Source organism: Bacillus sp. FSL M7-1345 (assembly GCF_038006985.1).
Taxonomy (GTDB): Bacteria; Bacillota; Bacilli; order Bacillales; family Bacillaceae_G; genus Bacillus_A; species Bacillus_A cereus_U.
The window spans coordinates 4,733,255-4,752,811 of sequence record NZ_JBBOWG010000001.1; the positions used below are offsets into that span (position 1 = coordinate 4,733,255).

A 19,557-nucleotide genomic window follows, 5' to 3' on the forward strand; every position below is an offset into this window, starting at 1 on the left:
TCCATGAAAATTGTCCAAAACGTTATCATAATGAATATATTTCCACAAAAAACATAACCTATTTCATGTCAATTCATTTCATATGTGTTTTTTCAAAGAATTTTCTTTTTATTTAAACTTTTCGTTAGACGTTTGACCTCCGATGTCCATTATGATAAGTTACTTAAGATGTTATATTCGCAAAAGTATAGACAACTGGTTTATACACTTTTTTACTATGAGGAAGGAGCATACACTGCATGAATATTTTATGGGGAATTGGCGGCGTGATTGGAGTATTAGCAATCGCTTTCTTATTATCTTCCAACCGCAAAGCTATTAATTGGCGCACAATTTTAATCGCGCTAGCATTACAAATGACATTTTCATTTATTGTATTACGATGGGATGCTGGAAAAGCAGGCTTAAAAATTGCTGCTGACGGTGTTCAAGGATTAATCAATTTTTCTTACGAGGGAATTAAGTTCGTTGCTGGGGATTTAGTCAACGCAAAAGGACCTTGGGGATTTATCTTCGTTATTCAAGCACTACTTCCAATTGTATTTATTAGTTCATTAGTTGCAATCTTATATTACTTAGGTATTATGCAGAAATTAGTTAGTTTCATTGGTGGTGCATTAAGTAAACTTCTTGGAACTTCTAAGGCAGAAAGCTTAAATGCAGTAACGACTGTATTTTTAGGACAAACAGAAGCACCAATTTTAATTAAACCTTACTTAGCACGTTTAACTAACAGTGAGTTCTTCACTATTATGGTAAGTGGTATGACAGCTGTTGCCGGATCGGTTCTTGTCGGCTATGCAGCGATGGGCATTCCGTTAGAGCATTTATTAGCAGCAGCAATTATGGCAGCTCCATCAAGTTTATTAATTGCAAAACTAATTATGCCAGAAACAGAAAAAGTAGATAATAACGTTGAACTTTCTACAGAACGTGAAGATGCGAACGTTATTGACGCAGCTGCACGCGGTGCATCTGAAGGTATGCAACTTGTTATTAACGTAGCGGCAATGTTAATGGCTTTCATCGCATTAATCGCTTTATTAAATGGTCTATTAGGATTGGTTGGTTCTTGGTTCGATATTAAACTTAGCCTTGATTTAATCTTCGGTTACTTACTATCACCATTTGCAATCTTGATCGGTGTTTCACCAGGCGAAGCCGTACAAGCAGCAAGTTTCATCGGTCAAAAACTTGCAATCAACGAATTCGTTGCATATGCAAACTTAGGACCACACATGGCAGAGTTCTCTGCAAAAACAAATATGATTTTAACATTCGCAATCTGTGGTTTTGCAAACTTCTCTTCTATCGCAATTCAATTAGGTGTAACAGGAACGTTAGCTCCTACTCGCCGTAAACAAATTGCACAATTAGGGATTAAAGCAGTTATCGCTGGTACACTAGCGAACTTCTTAAACGCAGCAGTTGCAGGTATGATGTTCCTATAAATTCATGAAAGCCTCCTTTTTAAAAAGGAGGCTTTTTTATATAGTATAAACATAATTTTTATATATATTAAATCCTTTATGTCTAGATGTATATACAATATGTTACAATAATTAGTATGTCTGTTTATTTTTTCTTGTACAAGAGAGATACTACTTGATGTCGCTCGCTAAAAAAGGACTTCCAGCTACATGGTCCATTTCTTAATAATTGTGCATACTACAAATATCCAGCACGAATTATCTTTAAGGAGGAACGTTTCGTGAAAGATAAGTCCTATAAAGTCCTCTCTATGTGGATTTTACAAATTTTATTTTATTTTACTACTGTACATGTGACGAAATATGAGCACGCGCTCATTTTTACAATTATATATGTCATCATAAATGTACTATTCCTATTTTTAGCTGATAAAACAGCATTTATTTTCTTCATACTGGGAACCATTATTTCAGTATTCTATTTATTTTATGAAGCATGGCTTCACTTATGGAGTACATCAGATCAATGGGAATATATTATTACCCACTTCCTGATGGCAGCTAACTTCTTCATTGTTTATATTTCAACCCATCTATTAAAAAAGGTTATCCTTAAAAATAAAGAGTTAACTGAACGAGTGAGAGTGCTTGAGCAATACATTGGAGAATCAAAATTATTAACAAGACAAGAATTCGAAAGACGACAAGCATTATTAACAACTGCGATGAATCGTCGTAATGAAACAGGCATTATCATTTTCTTCGATTTCACTTCCTTTAGTAAATATACGAAGGAAAGCGTCATGGATCGTGTAGCTTCATTATTAGTTGATACAGTCAGAGCTGACTTTGACCTTGCTGCTGAATACGACAGCAATACACTGGTTATTTTACTACAAAACACAAATGAAGCCGGTGCTGATATTGTAATGAACCGCCTAAAGCCAAAAATGGAGCAATGGCTTGCTAATGAGGCAATCCAAGACATGAAAATTTCACGAGAGCAAATTGGAAACAAAGGACCGACATTATTATGATGACACTCGTTATACTCCTTTTATTCCTTCTGTTCTGCGTACTCGTTTTCTGGATCAGCATCACATTTTCAATTAAATATGTATTGATTTTTACCGCCTTTCTATTCTCGGCTTTACTCGTTTATTACTCTTTCTTAACAATTGCGGGCTTAATTCATCGAAATAGTAAACGAAAAGATCGTACGCTAGAACATTATCCAAGTGTAGATATTTTAATACCCGCTCATAATGAAGGGGTTGTTATTAAAGATACATTAGAAGCAATGGCAAAGATTGAATACCCAGGCAAACTAAACGTTTATTTATTAAACGATAACTCTCAAGATGAAACACCTGAAATTGGCGATGATTTCGACAAAGCTTATGCTCATATTCATCACATTCGTGTACCACCTGGCGAGCCGAAAGGAAAATCGCGTGTATTAAACTACGGCCTTAGCATTTCGGACGGTGAATATTTCTGTGTTTATGATGCAGATAATCAACCTGAACCACATGCACTGCGAATGCTCGTAGAACATGCTGAAACAACCCAGGATGCCGTTGGAGCAGTTGGACACGTTCGTACAGTAAATGAAAAAAGAAATTGGCTTACACGAATGATTTCATTAGAATTTCAGATTTTCCAGCTCCTTATGCAATCTGGACGCTGGCTATTATTCCAAACAGGTTCACTAACCGGAACAAATATGCTTCTTCGTCGTTCCGCATTAGAAGAACTTGGCGGCTATGACCCTTATGCAATCGCAGAGGATGCCGAATTAACATTAAGAATTACCCAAAAGGGCTATCTCTTACCAATCGTCCCGGAATCGATTACATGGGAACAAGAACCTGAGCATTTAAACATTCTTATTAAACAGCGTACACGTTGGCTTCAAGGAAACTTATACATTTTAGAAAAAATGTTTTCTTCGTTAAGCTTCTTTAAAGGGAAACTTCTCGTCCATTCCTTACAACAAGTTTTAGTGTATGTCGTATTTTGGCTATTCCTAATCATTTCAAACGTTTGGTTTGTAATTGGACTGCTCGGCATATTCCAAATTCAATATAGCATTCCATTACTATTTATGTGGTATGTCGCATATATTACATATGTTTCTCAATTATTTAGTGCCCAGAGCGTCGAACGAACCTTTACACCGATCAACATTTTCATAAGCGTCATTATGTACTTTACGTACGCACAGCTCTTTACGTATTTGTTTATTCGCAGTCTCATTCTTTACTTACGCGCAAAGAGCAAGAAACAAGTAATTGGTTGGGATAAAACAGTACGATTTAAAAAAGAAAAATAGATTTCATTAAAAAATAAGCACAGAGCGCCGTATGCTCTGTGCTTATTTTTTACCGTAATACTATATATCAGACAATACCCCTTAGCAGAAAGTTATTTCACGTCCATCCCCCAACGAACGATCGACCTTCATTTATATACGAAAAAGTGATTGCTATTTTTGTAGAACCAATTGCTTCTCTTGATGCTCTTTACGAGTTTCAGTCTTCGGTTCCGTGCTTTCTTGGGCATTTCGATGTGCCACACGTTTCAAGCAAATATGCTTCCACTTTCTTTCGTAACGTTTCATTATTCTAGTTGTCCCCCTTGAATGCGATTTAAAACTATTTGAAATCGCTTACAGGAAATAATATAGCACATATACATAAAAGTGACAACACATTTCCGACATATTTTTGTCACAAATATGAATATAATGTGTAAAATATCGGATATTGTCGAACCATATCGATTTTTCTTTTTAAATTACCGATATCTATAGTATTCCGTAACAAAGTAATGCTTTTCCTACAATAGGATAGAACAGTGAAAAAGGACTGCCGACATTCGACAGTCCTAATACTATTTATATATACAGAATTTTTTTCTTCTATTATTAATGTTGTTTCATACGCCCTTCTTTTTGCAACTCTTTAAATAGTGCTGCAATCATAAAGAAAATAACAAATACAAATGGGAATGCCGCAATAATCGACGCAGTTTGCAGCGCCTCTAATCCACCGACATACAATAAGGTCGAAGCTATCGCCGCTAGAACAATACCCCAAACCATTTTGATGCGATTTGGTGGGTTTAAGCTACCATGTGTCGTTAACATCGCTAGAACAAACGTAGCAGAGTCTGCCGATGTAATAAAGAATGTTGAAATAAGTAAAATAGCTAACACACATAAAGCCGGGCCCATACTACCCATCTGGTCTAACATAGCAAATAATCCTACTTCTGTGCCCATTTCTTTAATTTGGCCATATATATTCGCCCCGTCGAACAATTCCATATGAATACCTGTTCCTCCGAAAACAGAGAACCAAAGTGCACCAATTACTGTTGGTACGAGTAACACACCAATAACAAATTCACGAATTGTACGCCCGCGTGACACACGAGCAATAAACGTACCTACGAATGGTGACCATGCAATCCACCATGCCCAGTAGAAAATTGTCCATGACTGAATCCATTGATTTCCGCCTTCATTTAATGGACTTAAACGGAAACTCATACTTGGTAATTCTTGAATGTATGATCCGATTGTTGAAGTGAAATAATTCATAATAAAGTTTGTTGGACCTGCAAATAATACAATTATCATAAGTGCAAACGCTAAAATAATATTCGCATTACTTAAATATTTAATTCCTTTATCGAGTCCCGTTTGTGCAGATAGCATATAAAGAACAGTTACAATTCCGATGATTACTAGCTGTGTCGGTAATGAGTTTGGAATGGATGTTAAATAACTAACACCACCCGCAATTTGCTTTGCCCCAAGTCCTAATGATGTTGCCACACCAAATACTGTCGCAAATACAGCTAGAACATCAAACATATGTGCAATACGGCCATGTTCACCGCCTTTAAATAGTGGACCCACTGTCGCACTAATTGTACTTGCTCTTCCTTTTCTAAATGTAAAATACGCAATACATAATGCTACAAGTGCATATAATCCCCACGGATGTAATCCCCAGTGGAAAAATGAGAAACGAAGTGCAAGACGTGCACTCTCTTCAGTCGCACCCTCTCCAAACGGAGGTGTGTATAAATGATTCAATGGTTCTGCAACGCCCCAGAAAACCAAACCGATTCCCATACCGGCACTAAATAACATAGCAAACCATGTCATATAACTATAATCAGGTTCATCATCATCTTTACCTAAACGAATCGAACCGTACTTAGAAACAATTAAGAAAATAGCAATTCCTAAGAAAATAGAAACGGAAATAATATAGAACCATCCAAACTTACTAACTAACGCAGCTTGAATTGCAGTCGTTACATTTCCTAAGCTACCTTTTCCAATAATAGATTCGGGAATAATCCCCCAAAGTGTAAATGTAATACATAATGTTAATGAGACAATAAATGTTTTCGTCAGTTTCCTCATCAAATCCCCCTTCGTATGTTTCATTTCTTGTGAATATCATAAATTCCGATGTGTTAAATCGGATAGAAAACCATAGTTTTTTGTGGTGATTTTCTTTCGGCTCTCTCAAGTTTGCCTTCACCAATTAGAGTTCTTATGGACAGCCTTACCTTCCGTACAACCTTTTCACTCTGCAAGAGCTACAAGATTGGAATACTACTGTCAAATTGTGTGAGAAAAATGCGGATGGGAAGAGATTTTCCCAAAAAAGGATGTGTTACAGTTTTAAAAAAGGGCAGATTTATTCTTTATAACCCTTTCTTCTTGTAACAATTATGCGGTTTTTTTGCTAGTATATAGCGCGTGTTTATAACTTCACAAACGAGATGTTTATGTTTATATAACTATATTACCCATAAAACGGTAAAATACTCAAGGAATGTAACTGTATAGTAATCATTTTGTAACACATTAGTAATACTTTTATCTCCACTGAAAAAAAATGTTGTAGTAAAAATTTTGACTATAACTATAAACCTACTAAAAGTACGGAGTGAAAAACGCTTCCCTCTAATTCTAGCTATATTACAAATTGTTAACGACTTATTACGAATGGTTTGTAATTGTGTGTTTTCCCAAAATCCGAAAAAATCTGTTGCTATAATGAGGACACGAAAACAAACGCAATGGAGGCTATCATGAAAAAATTAATTGGAATAGCAACAGCAGCAGTTTTTGGTCTTGGGATTTTCACCGCATCTGCTAACGCAGAAACTGTTGTAAAAACAGACGTACTAAATGTACGAGAAAACCCTACTACTGAATCAAAAGTTGTCGGTAAATTACAGAATGGTCATAAATTAGATGTTCTAAATACAGAAAACGGATGGTCACAAATCAAATTAGATGGTAAAGACGCATTCGTAAGTACAGAGTTTACAAAGAACTCTTACTATGTAACAGCTAACGTATTAAATGTACGTGCTGAAGCGAACACAAACTCAGAAATTCTTGGAACGCTTAAGAAAGACGATATGATCGAAACAACGAACCAAGTACAAAATGAGTGGTTACAATTTGAATATAACGGGAAAACGGCTTATGTTCATGTTCCTTTCTTAACAGGTACAGCACCTGTTATCGAGAAACAAGAAACGCCTGCTCCTGCTAAAGCTCAAGCGCCAGCTAAGGCTCAAGCACCTGCACCAGTAAAAACAGCTGCTAAGCCTGCTGTGAAAGCTGCTGAAACTAGCGAACCTTCTAATGGTCGTGAGTTAACAGTTGTAGCTACAGCATATACAGCTCATCCGAGCGAAAACGGTGGCACATACGGCGGCCGTGTATTAACTGCAATGGGTCATGACCTAACAGCGAACCCAAACATGAAAATGATCGCTGTTGACCCGAAAGTAATCCCATTAGGATCTAAAGTATGGGTTGAAGGTTATGGAGAAGCAATCGCTGGTGATACTGGCGGTGCAATTAAAGGTAACCGTATCGACATTCTACTTGGATCAGATAGCGCTTCTCAAAAATGGGGACGCAAAACTGTTAAAGTGAAAATTTTAAAATAACCAATGACTGCTAAAGCCGGTTCTCTTTATTGAGAGCTGGCTTTTATTTTTTATATAATACATATAAGGAGGTGACGTCCATGAATTTACAAGCTAAGATAGACTGGGTCGGTACACCAAAACCGTACATATATAAAGATGATATAACATATGATGCTATCGCAATTGACTTCTCACTCACAAATGATGACAATCGCTATAAATTAATTGTGCTCAAGTCTGAAGAAAATACACATTACAAAATCGTACAATATGGAATAAAGCCAGGCTCTCAAAAGCCATTTCCTATTGATATTCCATTCGAGCAAAACATGTTACCAATTATAAAACAAATATTACATGATCCATATGTAAAAGCGGTATTACAAGAATCACGCTCTTAATTCCCAAAAAGGATGTTCCTAGTAGGAAAGTTCAACTAGGCAACATCCTTTTTTGTAATCCAAATTTCATTTTTTCTGTTTTGAGCATTTTTTGTTTATAATGGTAAAGGAAAGAAATCTGTGTACGGAGGAATATTATGCTGCAAGACTCAATTACGAAAGATGAAATTATGATGATTGCGAATGAATTCGTTCAAGGGCTTGATCCACAGCAAGTTGCTGATCAGGAGCATGTCGCTACAGCTCGGCACCTATATCGTAGTGGTGTTGTCTATAACGTTGACTTTGATGGCTATACACTATCCGGAACTGTAAATGCTGAAGGCAGTGTATATAGCGTTCACATCCCGATTCGTAATGTCACTGAAAGCTATTGCGATTGCTTCGCGCCAACGCAATGTCAGCATATGCTTGCTGTGTTACTATCTGCAGCTTCTAGTTTTGGGCAGGTAGGAGATGTATTAACTTTATTCAAAAATAATACAAAACCTTCTCTTCCTCCTATTCGAACTGCACGACAAGTATTGCAATCATCAGCTTTTGAAGAAATGGATTATAAAAGTTGGCAAACATACTTTGAAAATGAATATGAATCATTTAAAAAAGAACAAGCGCGGCTCACTTATAAACAAATGTATTTTCTTATGAGTCTTTTTACAGACTTCTATACAAAATTAGAGCGGAAGGCTCCGCGCATCGTTGCTATTCATGAATTATTTAAGTTGCACGCGGCACTTTATTGCTTTCAAAAATTATTAGAAGAAATTCAAGAATTTGAAGCAAACAAACTATATTCTTATCACCAACCAGTTAACGTCGTTCGCCTATTCGTTGATAAAGTTGAATCTACCGTTAGGGACCTAAAAACAGAGGAGATTCCAGAAGAATCCAAACCGATTTTACAAGAAACAGCTCGGCTCATACATGAAGCATTCTTCTCTACCGATGCCTATACACAAGAGCGATTCTTCATTTATCGTCACGTATGGGGTGAACTGTTAAGAACAGAAGAGCAGCTACAAGAAGAAGAAAAACGAATCGATACTAAAATCAATCCACTTTCCAAAGCATTAGCATCTTCTCATCTGCTCTTTTTAAATAATGAAGACTTATCGGCAATGGAATTACTCAAAAAACAGCCTGCTTCTGTTGTGAGCCTTTACTTCTATTGGTTAGAAGAGTTATTAAGTGCGATGCAGTGGGACCGTGCTAAAAGCTGGCTTTCCTTTACTTATAAACAAGTAAAAGAAACGATAACGGAACAAGAGAATACCGTCTTCATACAAGATATCGTTCGATTATTTGTGATGATGTATGAGACATATGCAACGCATACGAATGAACAAGCGGGATTAGAAATGATTTTACAAGAACTATTACCGTATAGTTTCACAAATTATGAACAATATGTACTTGCGAAGAAACAATACCATGCATGGACGGAACTTCAGCTCTTATATGGATTCGAAGTAATCGAACTTTTGAAAGAACCATTGAAAGATATTGAAAAAGAAGCGCCCGAAGCAGCACTTCCTCTTTATCACCATGCCGCAATGGAAGCAATTGAAGAGCGAAATCGCAAATCATATAAACGTGCCGTTCGTTACTTAAAGAAATTACGGATGCTTTATAAACGACTGAAGCGAACTGATGAATGGGATGCTTTCATTATTCATATCGCTAACTTACATTCACGTCTGCGTGCACTACAAGAGGAATTACGGAGAGGAAAATTAATCGATGATCATACAAACTGAAGTAACAATTAGGCTCCAGCACGTTAGTCAAGGTTGGTTCCTTTGGGGAGAAGATGATAGCGGTACGCTCTTATCCGTAGCAACTTGGAAAAAAAATGCATTCGCATGGCACTCTACTTCCTTCTACGGAACGTTTTTAAAAGAAGCAACGTATGAGGGAAAACAAGGCGTTATGTTAACGAATGCACAGGCATTTGAATACATCGCAAATAAACCGATGAATTCATTTGCAAATATGCAAATGAACGGTCCTATTACGGCACTTACAAAGGACGCAAGTGAATTATGGGACGCTTTCGTCAGCGGCAGCTTCGCACCTGACATGAAGCATTGGTCTCAGCAGCCATCTTGGAAAGTTCAGAATACTTCAATTGAAGATGACATGTTAGCATCGCTTTTCTCTGCCGCTGTGAACGAAAGTATTTTGCAAGATGCTCGCTCAAATGACGGATGGGAAGATGCAAAGAGACTATATGAACATTACGACTTTACGAAAAGGCAATTGGAAGCAGCACTACATGAAGAAGATTGGCTTCGAAAAATTGGTTACATTGAAGATGACCTTCCATTTACAGTCGGCTTAAGACTACAAGAACCGCAAGAAGAACTTGAAATGTGGAAGCTTGAAACAATCGTTACACCAAAACGTGGTGCGCATCGCATATATGTATATGAAAGTATCGATTCCTTGCCAAAACGATGGCACGATTACGAAGAACGGATTCTTGAAACACAAGAAGGATTCAGTAAGCTCGTACCGTGGCTAAAAGAGGACGACAAATTCCGAGAAGAACTCTTTGAAACGGAAGCTTGGAACTTCTTAACCGAAGCAAGTAATGAATTACTCGCAGCAGGCATTACAATTCTACTACCATCATGGTGGCAAAATTTAAAAGCAACAAAACCGAGGTTACGCGTTCAACTGAAGCAAAGTACAGCACAAACACAGTCTTTCTTCGGCATGAATACGCTCGTTAATTTCGACTGGCGCATTTCAACGGACGGAATTGATTTATCAGAAAGCGAATTTTTCGAACTCGTTGAGCAGAACAAACGTCTTTTCAATTTAAATGGTCAATGGATGAGACTTGATCCTGCCTTCATTGAAGAAGTAAGAAAACTAATGCACCGTGCCGATAAATATGGACTAGAAATGAAAGACGTGTTGCAGCAACATTTATCTAGCACGGCGGAAACAGAAATTGTAGAAGACGATAGTCCGTTTAGCGATATTGAAATCGAACTAGATGGATATTATGAAGAACTTTTCCAAAAGCTTCTGCACATTGGAGATATTCCAAAAGTAGATACACCATCTTCGCTACAAGCAACACTCCGCCCGTATCAACAACACGGGATTGAATGGTTGCTATACTTACGAAAGCTTGGATTTGGGGCATTATTAGCCGATGATATGGGACTTGGAAAAAGTATTCAAACGATAACTTACTTACTATACGCTAAAGAAAACAATCTCCAAACAGGTCCTGCATTAATTGTGGCACCAACATCAGTCCTTGGAAATTGGCAAAAAGAATTTGAGCGTTTCGCACCAAGTTTACGTGTTCAGTTACACTATGGTAGTAACCGAGCTAAGGATGAGTCATTTAAAGATTTTCTTCAATCAGCAGATGTTATATTAACTTCTTATGCATTAGCTCAGCTTGATGAAGAAGAACTTAGTACGTTATGCTGGGACGCTGTTATTTTAGACGAAGCACAAAATATAAAAAACCCACATACGAAACAGTCGAAAGCAGTAAGAAACTTACAAGCAAATCATAAAATTGCTTTGACCGGTACACCGATGGAAAACCGACTTGCTGAGCTTTGGTCTATTTTCGACTTTATCAATCATGGGTATCTCGGAAGCTTAGGACAATTCCAGCGCCGCTTCGTCACACCGATTGAAAAGGACCGCGATGAAGGAAAAATCCAGCAAGTTCAGCGGTTTATCTCGCCGTTTTTACTGCGTCGTACGAAGAAAGATCAAACAGTTGCATTAAACTTACCAGATAAACAAGAACAGAAAGCTTATTGTTCACTAACTGGTGAACAGGCTTCCTTATACGAACAACTTGTTCAAGATACATTGCAAAATGTAGAAGGATTAAGCGGAATTGAAAGACGCGGATTTATATTACTTATGCTGAACAAGCTAAAACAAATTTGTAACCATCCAGCCCTTTATTTGAAAGAAGAAGAACCACAAAATATCGTCGAGCGCTCTATGAAAACAAAAACGGTAATGGAGCTCATCGAAAATATAAAAGACCAAAATGAAAGTTGCTTAATCTTCACTCAGTACATTGGCATGGGGAACATGCTAAAAAGTATGTTAGAAGAAACATTCGGTCAGCGCGTCCTCTTCTTAAACGGGAGCGTACCGAAGAAAGAGCGTGACAAGATGATTGAGCAGTTCCAAAACGGAACGTATGACATCTTCATCTTATCGTTAAAGGCTGGTGGAACAGGATTAAACTTAACTGCTGCCAACCATGTCATTCACTATGACCGTTGGTGGAATCCAGCTGTAGAAAACCAAGCAACAGACCGTGCTTATCGCATCGGTCAAAAACGCTTCGTTCACGTTCATAAACTTATTACAACAGGAACACTTGAAGAGAAAATTGATGAAATGTTAGAACGAAAACAATCATTAAACAACGCCGTCATTACAAGCGATAGTTGGATGACCGAGCTATCAACAGACGAACTAAAAGAATTACTTGGCGTATAAAGTGAAACTTTAATCAGTGGGGGTTTTGTTCATCCCCCACTGATTATTAGCCTTCACCAATCGGGCGTTTACGGGCTGTTAATCTCCCACCTAACTTCTTTGCTCCAGCTGAATTTTGAGGTGGGAGTTTTACTGCCCGGCGAATAGCGGGATAAAGTGGATGTTTCTATTCCCACAAATAGCGGGATAAATAAAAAAGGAGCAAATCTCTAACTGAGATTAGCTCCTTTTTCTATGCCAAAACCAATTGCTTATTATAATTCCTGTTAACCCGCCGCACGTATCAAGCAATGAATCTTGCCACATCGGTGTACGGTCTCCCGTAAACCATTGATGAATTTCATCGAATGTTGCATACCCTGCAACGAAAAGGAGGGCGTATGCAAAGCACCTTTTTCTCGAATAACCCGATCGATGAAAAGCATAATACGTCAATGAACCGAGCATAAAGAACACCATAAAATGAGCACCTTTACGAAGGAAAAACTCAACAAATCCACCTACACCTTTATTTGCAATACTAACAGGCGTACCTCCGCCATAATCGATAGATACCCATGAAAAATGCTCTTTCACAAACTCAACATTTATATATTGCTCAATATCCGAGCGCATATCCTGTTTTTTATATGGCTGTGCTGAAGAATAGAAAATAATCCCCATCCATAGTAATACAGGAATCCAAAATAACCATTTACGATTCATTCTCCCGAAAGCTCCTCTCTCAGTCTTTTAAGAGTACCAAAAAAAAGAAAAAATTTCACGCCAAAACATGACATTTACCCCCTATTTATAAAGTGAAAGGGGGTGATAAACATGGCAGTTGAAACAATCGTAATGGATTTAACTTTACGCCTTGTATTAAACGGAGGATTAGACAAAAACGGTAAAACAATTTTTAAGAACAAGCAATTCAAACGTGTGAAAACAAATGCAGATTTAGGAAAAGTGCATGAAGTAGCACGCGCTCTTGCTTCACTACAACAATCATCACTTCACGCTGTACAACTTGTAAGCACGTCAGATCTTTCTAACCTGTAATTAAAAAGGAGGGAATAAAGCATGCAGGTACTAGAGTTAGTTTTCGTAAAAGAAGATGGAAAAACAGTTGTCTTTTCTATCGATAATCCCATTACACCAGTAAATGAACTAGTCGTAAATCAAGTAATGGATACCATTCTTTCTTCATCTGTATTTTCATCAATTGGTGAAAATACTCGTAAAAAAGGAGCTCGCCTCATAGAAAAAAATGTATCTGAGGTTCAGATCACTCCGTAAATCAAAAAGATGAATCTGCATTATTTTGCAGATTCGTCTTTTTTCTTCGGCATTTCAATTGGAATAAAGATGTTTGAAAAACCAACACAAACATACTTATAATTCTCTCCGCCTAAATCAAACTCTGTCGTATATGTTGAGAAGAAAATATAATCATTTCGCTTTGTATAATGTTCGATTAATAATCCAACTTGTGGTTCAACATACTTATTTGCCAATTTCTTTCCCGCTGATGCTAAGTCGCCAAGTATACCCTCTTTATTTTCTTTCTCAACCTCTTCTAACTTCTTACTCACATCATTACGCTTCATAAATTGTTTTGCTGCCCAATCCGTATATTCTCCCTTACCCGGATTACTGTTTGCTAAATAAACTAAGAGAACAACAGCTAGAGCCATAATAATATACTTTTTTTTCATACTATATCACCGCCTACTCTTTTCTATTTTCATATATATGTACAAGCGATGCAAATTAGAAAGACTATCATCTATTGATTGTAAACGAACCGTAAAAATTTACAATACGAAACAAAAGATTAACAATGATTTTACATTATTCGTATATAATTATATTCAGAATACTAATTTTATAAGGGAGGATTTTAGAATCATGAATAATGAAAATGATATTTTTATTTCTAGTTCTACAATGATGCTCGAACCTTGCAAACACCCTTATTACCGGACAAAAATGATCGACAGTAGCGGCAACCCCCTGCACTCTTGCCAAACAGCTATCCAACTCATAAAGAAATCTTGTCTAACACATGTTCATTCTACTTATCAAGGTAGACGTCGTGCAGTCCAAATAAACTTTAAGCTCAAACAAAATGTTCCAATTCCGATTAATCATAAAGAATATATTTGTGCTTTCCCAACAGAATCTCCTTCTTCTCCAAACTGCATTTGGCTGTTCTATAACCATATAGAGGAGATAGAGTTTTCCAAAAAAACTAACAAGGCTAACATTCATTTTTTTAACGGAACTACCATAACAATACAAATAGGTTCTCATAAGTTACAGCAACAATTTTTCAAATCTGGACATATATTATCCCGAATGAACATAAAAGATTCACTACACTTAAAAAAAACCTTGCCACATTTACTACCTTAATGTAAATAGAATGGAACGCAATATTTCCTTTGCCTTCCATTCTACTTATTGTTCTTATCCCCTTACACTATCTCTCATTTTCTCAAGTGCTTGTCGATATACCCATCTCACTTGATAGTACGTCATCCCCATTTCAGACGCTATCTCTCCCATATTTTTCCCTGAGAAAAATCGCTCTGAAATGATGTGCCTCTCCCTCTCATCTAACACACTCATAAAGTCCTTCGCTCTCGTTCCCGTATCTTCACACTCAAATCGTTCCTCATAATCATCCGTGCATACATACCGCTCTTGCACTACGCATTCTTTCTTCAACCTTTCCAATATATAACCACGTACCGTTACAACCGCATAAGCAGGAAAACTACCTTTCTCCTCCTCATACCTTTCATACGCATGCCAAAGACCAATTAAACCACATTGATAATACTCTTCATAATCTTGATAAATATTTAACCTCTTTATTTGATTTACAATCATACCTTCATACAAAACAACCGTATCTGTAAAAGTCGCTGGCTTCACACAGTGCCCGTTTCTAAAAGGTATACCTCTTTAGTATTCCGCGGTACCTCTACAATATAAAATGAGAAAGGAAATTTCATTGTGGGTAATTTCAAATAATACTGCCAGTATTTGAAATTACACTAGGCAGTATTTGAAATTCTGCTTGGGGTATTTGAAATAGGGGTAAAAATAAAAAAGGTGACTCTCGGAAGAGTCACCTTTTAATCCAATCATATTATACAGGCATACCTGGTAAAAACGCCGCAATTAACATAACAATTGCCGCTAAGAATACTGCCTTAATAATGAATAAAACGATAATCGGAACAGCTGCTTTCACTTTACTTAATCCAGCTGTAACTTGTAATCCCAACCAAATTAATACTAAATTCCATAAATAGAACAATTCAATCGTATTACCGATTCCATATGCCATTGAACCTTGTTCAAATAATGGCCCCAAGCTTGTATATTGCGTTGCTCCACCATCTAAAATTAAAGCTATAACGCCATTAATAAGTCCACCAAGAATAAGAACAATATTCGCATATATAACAATCGTTAATATTTTTTTATAAGACGTATCATTTCCAAAGAACATCATAAATATTTTATAAATAGCTGCGACAAATAATGCACCAATCATTGCTCCAACAAAACCAGATCCAATCCCATAAATAACTTCTGATGTAATTGAACTCTGGCCAGCAAGTTCACCTAATTCTTTCTGCATTTTAATCATTTCAGGTGATGTGTTCACAACATATGTCGTCAAACCACCTACAAGTCCTTGTAACAATGCAACTAGGAAGAACATACCCCAAACTTTCTCACTCGTTTTCATTCTCTCAAACTGCAAACCTGGAGATGTAATCATTCCAAATAATGACGGCTTCTCTCCGCCAACTTTTTGCGTATTCAAATTCGCTTCCATCATAACGCCTCCTTCTATTTATATAACCCGTTCTAACGGGCGGTTCACATCCTCATGCAAGAGGCTACGAACCGCCCACTAGAACGGTAATGTGTAGTAGAGAACCCTTCTCTACTACACTAATAATTTACTCATAACGAAGTGCTTCAATTGGATCTAATTTCGCAGCTTTGTTCGCTGGAATTAATCCGAAGATAATACCTAGTGTCATAGAGAACAATACGCCCCCAACGACAACTTCCCATGAAACGAGCGGTGGCCACTTCGCAAATGTGGAAACGATATATGCCCCGCCATACCCAAGACCAATTCCGATTAAACCACCTAGAAGCGTTAACATAACGGCTTCAATTAAAAACTGTAATAAAATTTTACTACGTGTTGCACCAAGCGCTTTACGCACCCCAATTTCACGTGTACGCTCCGTTACAGATACAAGCATGATATTCATAACCCCGATACCACCAACGACTAATGAAATACCAGCGATACCACCGATGATCATCGTCATAATACCTGTCATTTTTGAAATACCTTCTTGAATTTCTTTTAAATTCATAACCTCGTATTTACCAGTTGTATCACTTGGTTTACGACTATTTAACACATCGGCAGCTTTTTTACCTGCTTGCTCTAAATTATCTACATTTTTTGCTTGAACAGAAATATTTTGAATTTCATCTTTTCCATACAGTGTCGGCCATAATGAAATTGGAACTAGTGCTTCTGATGGTCCCATTCCCATAAACTCATTATCTGATTTATAGACACCAATAATTTGCATCGGTTGACCCTTCATTTCAATAATTTTACCGACTGGATTGGCATCCTTAAACATCTTTTCTTCCATTTGCTTACTAATCATGACAACGTTATTACCTTGATCCACATCTGATTCCTGTAAAGAACGTCCTTTTAACAACTTTACTTTATTTACTGCAAAGTACTCACTGTCTAATCCAGTAATATTCACCATTTCTATTTTATCTTCAATATCAATTGGTTCCATACTTGAATTTGTTGTTACAACATGTGCGATCTCTGGAATTTTTTTAATTTCAAAAATATCTTCCTCAGTTATCTTCGGTGCCTCTACCATTTCCATACCGAATGGATCATTCATATCTGCACTATAATGAATCGGAACCGTTTGATTACCTGACCCAACAAATTGTGATTTCAGTGCCGCTTCCCCGCCCTGCCCAATCGCAACGACAGTAATAATAGAACCAACACCGATAATAATACCGAGCATCGTCAGAGCTGAGCGTAGTTTATGAGCTAAAATAGAAGATAAGGCAATTTTCATACTATCTAGTAAGCTCATACCGCACACCTTCTATCTTCTGTAATTTTCCCATCCCTTAGTACAATGCGACGAGAAGAATAAGCAGCTACTTCCTCTTCATGCGTAACCATAACAATCGTCGTACCTTCTGCATTGAGCTTCGTGAAAATATCCATAACTTGTGCACCAGACTTCGTATCAAGTGCACCTGTCGGCTCATCGGCCATAATGAACGTCGGATTATTTGCAATCGATCTCGCAATCGCTACACGTTGCTTCTGTCCACCTGATAACTCACTAGGTAAATGGTGTACTCTATCTGATAATCCAACTTTTCCAAGCGCTTCAAGAGCTCTCTGACGACGCTCTGCTTTCTTCACCCCACCGTAGATGAGCGGAAGTTCAACGTTTTCCACTGCGGAAAGACGCGGAAGTAAATTAAAATGCTGGAACACAAAGCCGATATATTCATTACGAATTAAAGCTAGTTTTGACTCGTCTGCTGTTAAGATATTCACATCATTCAGCATATATTCGCCTTCTGTTGGACGATCTAAACAACCGATAATATTCATAAGCGTTGATTTACCAGAACCAGACGGTCCCATAATAGAAACGAACTCACCGCTTTGAATCGTTAAACTAATACCATGTAAAATTGGTACTGCCAATTTACCTTGATAATATGTTTTGGAAATATTGTTTAACGTAATCATTTCTCTTTCACTTCCATTCCGTCATACACGTTGTCGGAAGGATTTTTAACCACCTTTTGCCCCACTGTTGTGCCTTCTACAATCTCTGTCCAGTCTCCATCAGTAGCACCTTTTTTCACATTTTGTTTACGAAGCTTTCCTTTCTCTTCGATATAAACAAATGCATCTTCGCCTTTTTCTACAATGCTCTTAGTTGGAACAGCAATCATCGTTTTGTTCTCTAAGCTTACTTGCAGAGAAACGTGATAACCTGGAGATAAACCATCTTGGCTGTCAAGACTTGCTTTATATGTATACTGAGACATATTTTGAGTTCCTTCACCAGCAGCTTGAGCCATCTCTGCACTCGTTGGGAATTCACTTACTTCCGTAATCTTACCTGTCCACTTCTTCTTATTATTTGCTTTCGCAGTTACAGTGAACGTTTGATCTTTTTGAATTTGTGACTTTTGAAGCTCTGTTAAAGTCCCTTGAACTTGGAACGGATCTTTAGAAGCAACTTGCAAGAATGCTTTCCCTTGACCACCTAATGCCTGAGATGAACTTTGTGCCGCATCTTTGTCTAACTTTTGTACAACACCCGTAAAGTTACTATAAATCGTAAGTTCCTTCTGCTTTTTATTTAACTCTTCTTTTTGCAACTTCCCTTTTTCTTTCTCAAGATCAGTTGTCTTTTGTGCCATTTCTAACTCACTTACTTGCTCTTCCATTGGGTCTGTTACTTCTTTTCCAGCCCCACTATCTTTTACCTTCTTAATTTCTTTCTTCAATGAATCAATCTTCTTTTTCCCTTGATCATAACGCATATCAGCCATCTTCTGATCAAGATCAGCTTGCTTCATTTGAAGATTAATTTCTTCATTATCATAAGAGAATAATTTCGTTCCTTTTTCTACTTCTTGTCCTTCTTTCACTGCAATATCTTTCACTTTTCCTTTAGTCGGATCCGCATAGAAACTTTCAATATTTCCTGGCTTCACTTGACCAGAAATTAATTTCGTATTATTAAGCTTACGCTCTGTCACTTTCTCAAAACTTACAGCATCTGTCTTCGCCGTACCTTTCTTCTTACCTTGCATAACAAAAATATTAACTGCTGCAACAATAACAATTAGTGCAATAACTCCGATGATAATCCATTTCTTCTTCTTGTTTGGAGTACGAACCGTATTTGGTAACATAGTCTCTCTCCTTTTATATCTTATAGTTTAATAGATATTTAACTATATAAAACTTTCTGAAAACAAGAGTTCCACTTACATTGTTACACTCATTTTACAAAGTTTTACACAATCATTTATATTGTAACAAAAATACCAATGATTAGAAATATGACATCCTATCTTTTAAGATAGTTTTAAGGAAAAGAAAAATCCAATTTAAATTAGTTTTTTTGTATTTAGATGAT

General features: G+C 37.1%; 19 protein-coding genes. 10 read left to right on the forward strand and 9 right to left on the reverse strand.

The genetic code is table 11. The features are described 5' to 3' along the window. The first annotated feature begins 239 nt into the window (after nt 1–239). The 3 genes from MHB76_RS24835 to MHB76_RS24845 all read left to right on the forward strand — a co-directional run bounded on the left by MHB76_RS24835 (nt 240) and on the right by MHB76_RS24845 (nt 3,765). A complete protein-coding gene (locus MHB76_RS24835) occupies nt 240–1,451 on the forward strand; it encodes a NupC/NupG family nucleoside CNT transporter (protein ID WP_070170689.1) in 1,212 nt (403 codons plus the stop codon). Nucleotides 1,452–1,711: 260 nt separating this feature from the next. Then, nucleotides 1,712–2,467 (forward strand): diguanylate cyclase domain-containing protein, encoded by a 756-nt coding sequence (locus MHB76_RS24840; RefSeq protein WP_340987943.1) that lies wholly within the window; start codon nt 1,712–1,714, stop codon nt 2,465–2,467. Next, complete coding sequence (locus MHB76_RS24845) at nt 2,464–3,765, forward strand: glycosyltransferase family 2 protein (protein WP_078174878.1); 1,302 nt, start codon at nt 2,464–2,466, stop codon at nt 3,763–3,765. Before MHB76_RS24840 ends, MHB76_RS24845 begins: the two co-directional genes overlap by 4 nt. Nucleotides 3,766–3,918: 153 nt before the next feature. On the opposite strand, the gene MHB76_RS24850 is transcribed toward MHB76_RS24845, so the two are convergent. Together MHB76_RS24850 and opuD are read right to left on the reverse strand one after the other, a co-directional pair. Next, nucleotides 3,919–4,053 (reverse strand): hypothetical protein, encoded by a 135-nt coding sequence (locus MHB76_RS24850; RefSeq protein ID WP_002068447.1) that lies wholly within the window; start codon nt 4,051–4,053, stop codon nt 3,919–3,921. A 306-nt stretch (nt 4,054–4,359) separates the two neighbouring features. Then, the gene (gene opuD / locus MHB76_RS24855) at nt 4,360–5,874 is read right to left on the reverse strand and encodes a glycine betaine transporter OpuD (protein WP_078174877.1); all 1,515 of its coding nucleotides are present in this window, start codon (nt 5,872–5,874) and stop codon (nt 4,360–4,362) included. Between the two features lie 677 nt (nt 5,875–6,551). On the opposite strand from opuD, the gene MHB76_RS24860 reads away from it, so the two are divergent. The 4 genes from MHB76_RS24860 to MHB76_RS24875 all read left to right on the forward strand — a co-directional run bounded on the left by MHB76_RS24860 (nt 6,552) and on the right by MHB76_RS24875 (nt 12,307). Continuing rightward, nucleotides 6,552–7,427 carry a cell wall-binding protein EntA gene (locus MHB76_RS24860; protein WP_070170693.1) on the forward strand — a complete coding sequence of 292 codons (876 nt, stop codon included), beginning with the start codon at nt 6,552–6,554 and terminating at the stop codon, nt 7,425–7,427. Between the two features lie 80 nt (nt 7,428–7,507). Beyond that, the gene (locus MHB76_RS24865) at nt 7,508–7,810 is read left to right on the forward strand and encodes a DUF3910 family protein (RefSeq protein ID WP_078174876.1); all 303 of its coding nucleotides are present in this window, start codon (nt 7,508–7,510) and stop codon (nt 7,808–7,810) included. 137 nt (nt 7,811–7,947) lie between these two features. Continuing rightward, a complete protein-coding gene (locus MHB76_RS24870; RefSeq protein WP_070129191.1) occupies nt 7,948–9,567 on the forward strand; it encodes an SWIM zinc finger family protein in 1,620 nt (539 codons plus the stop codon). After that, a complete protein-coding gene (locus MHB76_RS24875; RefSeq protein ID WP_016106660.1) occupies nt 9,551–12,307 on the forward strand; it encodes a DEAD/DEAH box helicase in 2,757 nt (918 codons plus the stop codon). The genes MHB76_RS24870 and MHB76_RS24875 overlap by 17 nt, the downstream gene beginning before the upstream one ends. Nucleotides 12,308–12,526: 219 nt before the next feature. Here the strand turns inward: MHB76_RS24875 and MHB76_RS24880 are convergent, their stop codons facing one another. Continuing rightward, on the reverse strand, nt 12,527–13,012 hold the full coding sequence (locus tag MHB76_RS24880) for a VanZ family protein (RefSeq protein WP_002068432.1): 486 nt from the start codon (nt 13,010–13,012) through the stop codon (nt 12,527–12,529). A gap of 111 nt (nt 13,013–13,123) precedes the next feature. On the opposite strand from MHB76_RS24880, the gene MHB76_RS24885 reads away from it, so the two are divergent. Together MHB76_RS24885 and MHB76_RS24890 are read left to right on the forward strand one after the other, a co-directional pair. Then, nucleotides 13,124–13,348 carry a DUF1659 domain-containing protein gene (locus tag MHB76_RS24885; protein WP_204208509.1) on the forward strand — a complete coding sequence of 75 codons (225 nt, stop codon included), beginning with the start codon at nt 13,124–13,126 and terminating at the stop codon, nt 13,346–13,348. A gap of 21 nt (nt 13,349–13,369) precedes the next feature. Beyond that, on the forward strand, nt 13,370–13,585 hold the full coding sequence (locus MHB76_RS24890) for a DUF2922 domain-containing protein (protein WP_002159825.1): 216 nt from the start codon (nt 13,370–13,372) through the stop codon (nt 13,583–13,585). A 20-nt stretch (nt 13,586–13,605) separates the two neighbouring features. Here the strand turns inward: MHB76_RS24890 and MHB76_RS24895 are convergent, their stop codons facing one another. Beyond that, nucleotides 13,606–14,004, reverse strand: a complete 399-nt coding sequence (locus MHB76_RS24895; protein WP_002034805.1) for a DUF4359 domain-containing protein — start codon at nt 14,002–14,004, stop codon at nt 13,606–13,608. A gap of 193 nt (nt 14,005–14,197) precedes the next feature. Here MHB76_RS24895 and MHB76_RS24900 point away from each other — a divergent pair, with 193 nt between their 5' ends. After that, on the forward strand, nt 14,198–14,704 hold the full coding sequence (locus tag MHB76_RS24900; protein WP_078174874.1) for a competence protein ComK: 507 nt from the start codon (nt 14,198–14,200) through the stop codon (nt 14,702–14,704). Nucleotides 14,705–14,758: 54 nt separating this feature from the next. Here the strand turns inward: MHB76_RS24900 and MHB76_RS24905 are convergent, their stop codons facing one another. The 5 genes from MHB76_RS24905 to MHB76_RS24925 form a co-directional block, all read right to left on the reverse strand. After that, entirely contained in the window at nt 14,759–15,229 is a 471-nt protein-coding gene (locus tag MHB76_RS24905) for a sigma-70 family RNA polymerase sigma factor (protein ID WP_002159823.1), read from the reverse strand. 217 nt (nt 15,230–15,446) lie between these two features. Then, complete coding sequence (locus MHB76_RS24910; RefSeq protein WP_016106666.1) at nt 15,447–16,145, reverse strand: Yip1 family protein; 699 nt, start codon at nt 16,143–16,145, stop codon at nt 15,447–15,449. 127 nt (nt 16,146–16,272) lie between these two features. Next, entirely contained in the window at nt 16,273–17,472 is a 1,200-nt protein-coding gene (locus MHB76_RS24915) for an ABC transporter permease (RefSeq protein WP_002159821.1), read from the reverse strand. Continuing rightward, complete coding sequence (locus tag MHB76_RS24920; RefSeq protein WP_002159820.1) at nt 17,469–18,149, reverse strand: ABC transporter ATP-binding protein; 681 nt, start codon at nt 18,147–18,149, stop codon at nt 17,469–17,471. Before MHB76_RS24920 ends, MHB76_RS24915 begins: the two co-directional genes overlap by 4 nt. Further along, entirely contained in the window at nt 18,146–19,330 is a 1,185-nt protein-coding gene (locus MHB76_RS24925; RefSeq protein ID WP_016093602.1) for an efflux RND transporter periplasmic adaptor subunit, read from the reverse strand. Before MHB76_RS24925 ends, MHB76_RS24920 begins: the two co-directional genes overlap by 4 nt. Nucleotides 19,331–19,557 lie beyond the last annotated feature (227 nt).

Excerpts from the sequence above, each read along its gene's own strand:
- MHB76_RS24835 (WP_070170689.1), top strand. The coding sequence starts at position 240 with ATGAATATTTTATGGGGAATTGGCGGCGTGATTGGAGTATTAGCAATC.
- MHB76_RS24845 (WP_078174878.1), top strand. The coding sequence starts at position 2,464 with ATGATGACACTCGTTATACTCCTTTTATTCCTTCTGTTCTGCGTACTC.
- MHB76_RS24850 (WP_002068447.1), bottom strand. The coding sequence starts at position 4,053 with ATGAAACGTTACGAAAGAAAGTGGAAGCATATTTGCTTGAAACGTGTG.
- opuD (WP_078174877.1), bottom strand. The coding sequence starts at position 5,874 with ATGAGGAAACTGACGAAAACATTTATTGTCTCATTAACATTATGTATT.
- MHB76_RS24860 (WP_070170693.1), top strand. The coding sequence starts at position 6,552 with ATGAAAAAATTAATTGGAATAGCAACAGCAGCAGTTTTTGGTCTTGGG.
- MHB76_RS24865 (WP_078174876.1), top strand. The coding sequence starts at position 7,508 with ATGAATTTACAAGCTAAGATAGACTGGGTCGGTACACCAAAACCGTAC.
- MHB76_RS24870 (WP_070129191.1), top strand. The coding sequence starts at position 7,948 with ATGCTGCAAGACTCAATTACGAAAGATGAAATTATGATGATTGCGAAT.
- MHB76_RS24875 (WP_016106660.1), top strand. The coding sequence starts at position 9,551 with ATGATCATACAAACTGAAGTAACAATTAGGCTCCAGCACGTTAGTCAA.
- MHB76_RS24880 (WP_002068432.1), bottom strand. The coding sequence starts at position 13,012 with ATGAATCGTAAATGGTTATTTTGGATTCCTGTATTACTATGGATGGGG.
- MHB76_RS24885 (WP_204208509.1), top strand. The coding sequence starts at position 13,124 with ATGGCAGTTGAAACAATCGTAATGGATTTAACTTTACGCCTTGTATTA.
- MHB76_RS24890 (WP_002159825.1), top strand. The coding sequence starts at position 13,370 with ATGCAGGTACTAGAGTTAGTTTTCGTAAAAGAAGATGGAAAAACAGTT.
- MHB76_RS24895 (WP_002034805.1), bottom strand. The coding sequence starts at position 14,004 with ATGAAAAAAAAGTATATTATTATGGCTCTAGCTGTTGTTCTCTTAGTT.
- MHB76_RS24900 (WP_078174874.1), top strand. The coding sequence starts at position 14,198 with ATGAATAATGAAAATGATATTTTTATTTCTAGTTCTACAATGATGCTC.
- MHB76_RS24910 (WP_016106666.1), bottom strand. The coding sequence starts at position 16,145 with ATGGAAGCGAATTTGAATACGCAAAAAGTTGGCGGAGAGAAGCCGTCA.
- MHB76_RS24915 (WP_002159821.1), bottom strand. The coding sequence starts at position 17,472 with ATGAGCTTACTAGATAGTATGAAAATTGCCTTATCTTCTATTTTAGCT.
- MHB76_RS24920 (WP_002159820.1), bottom strand. The coding sequence starts at position 18,149 with ATGATTACGTTAAACAATATTTCCAAAACATATTATCAAGGTAAATTG.
- MHB76_RS24925 (WP_016093602.1), bottom strand. The coding sequence starts at position 19,330 with ATGTTACCAAATACGGTTCGTACTCCAAACAAGAAGAAGAAATGGATT.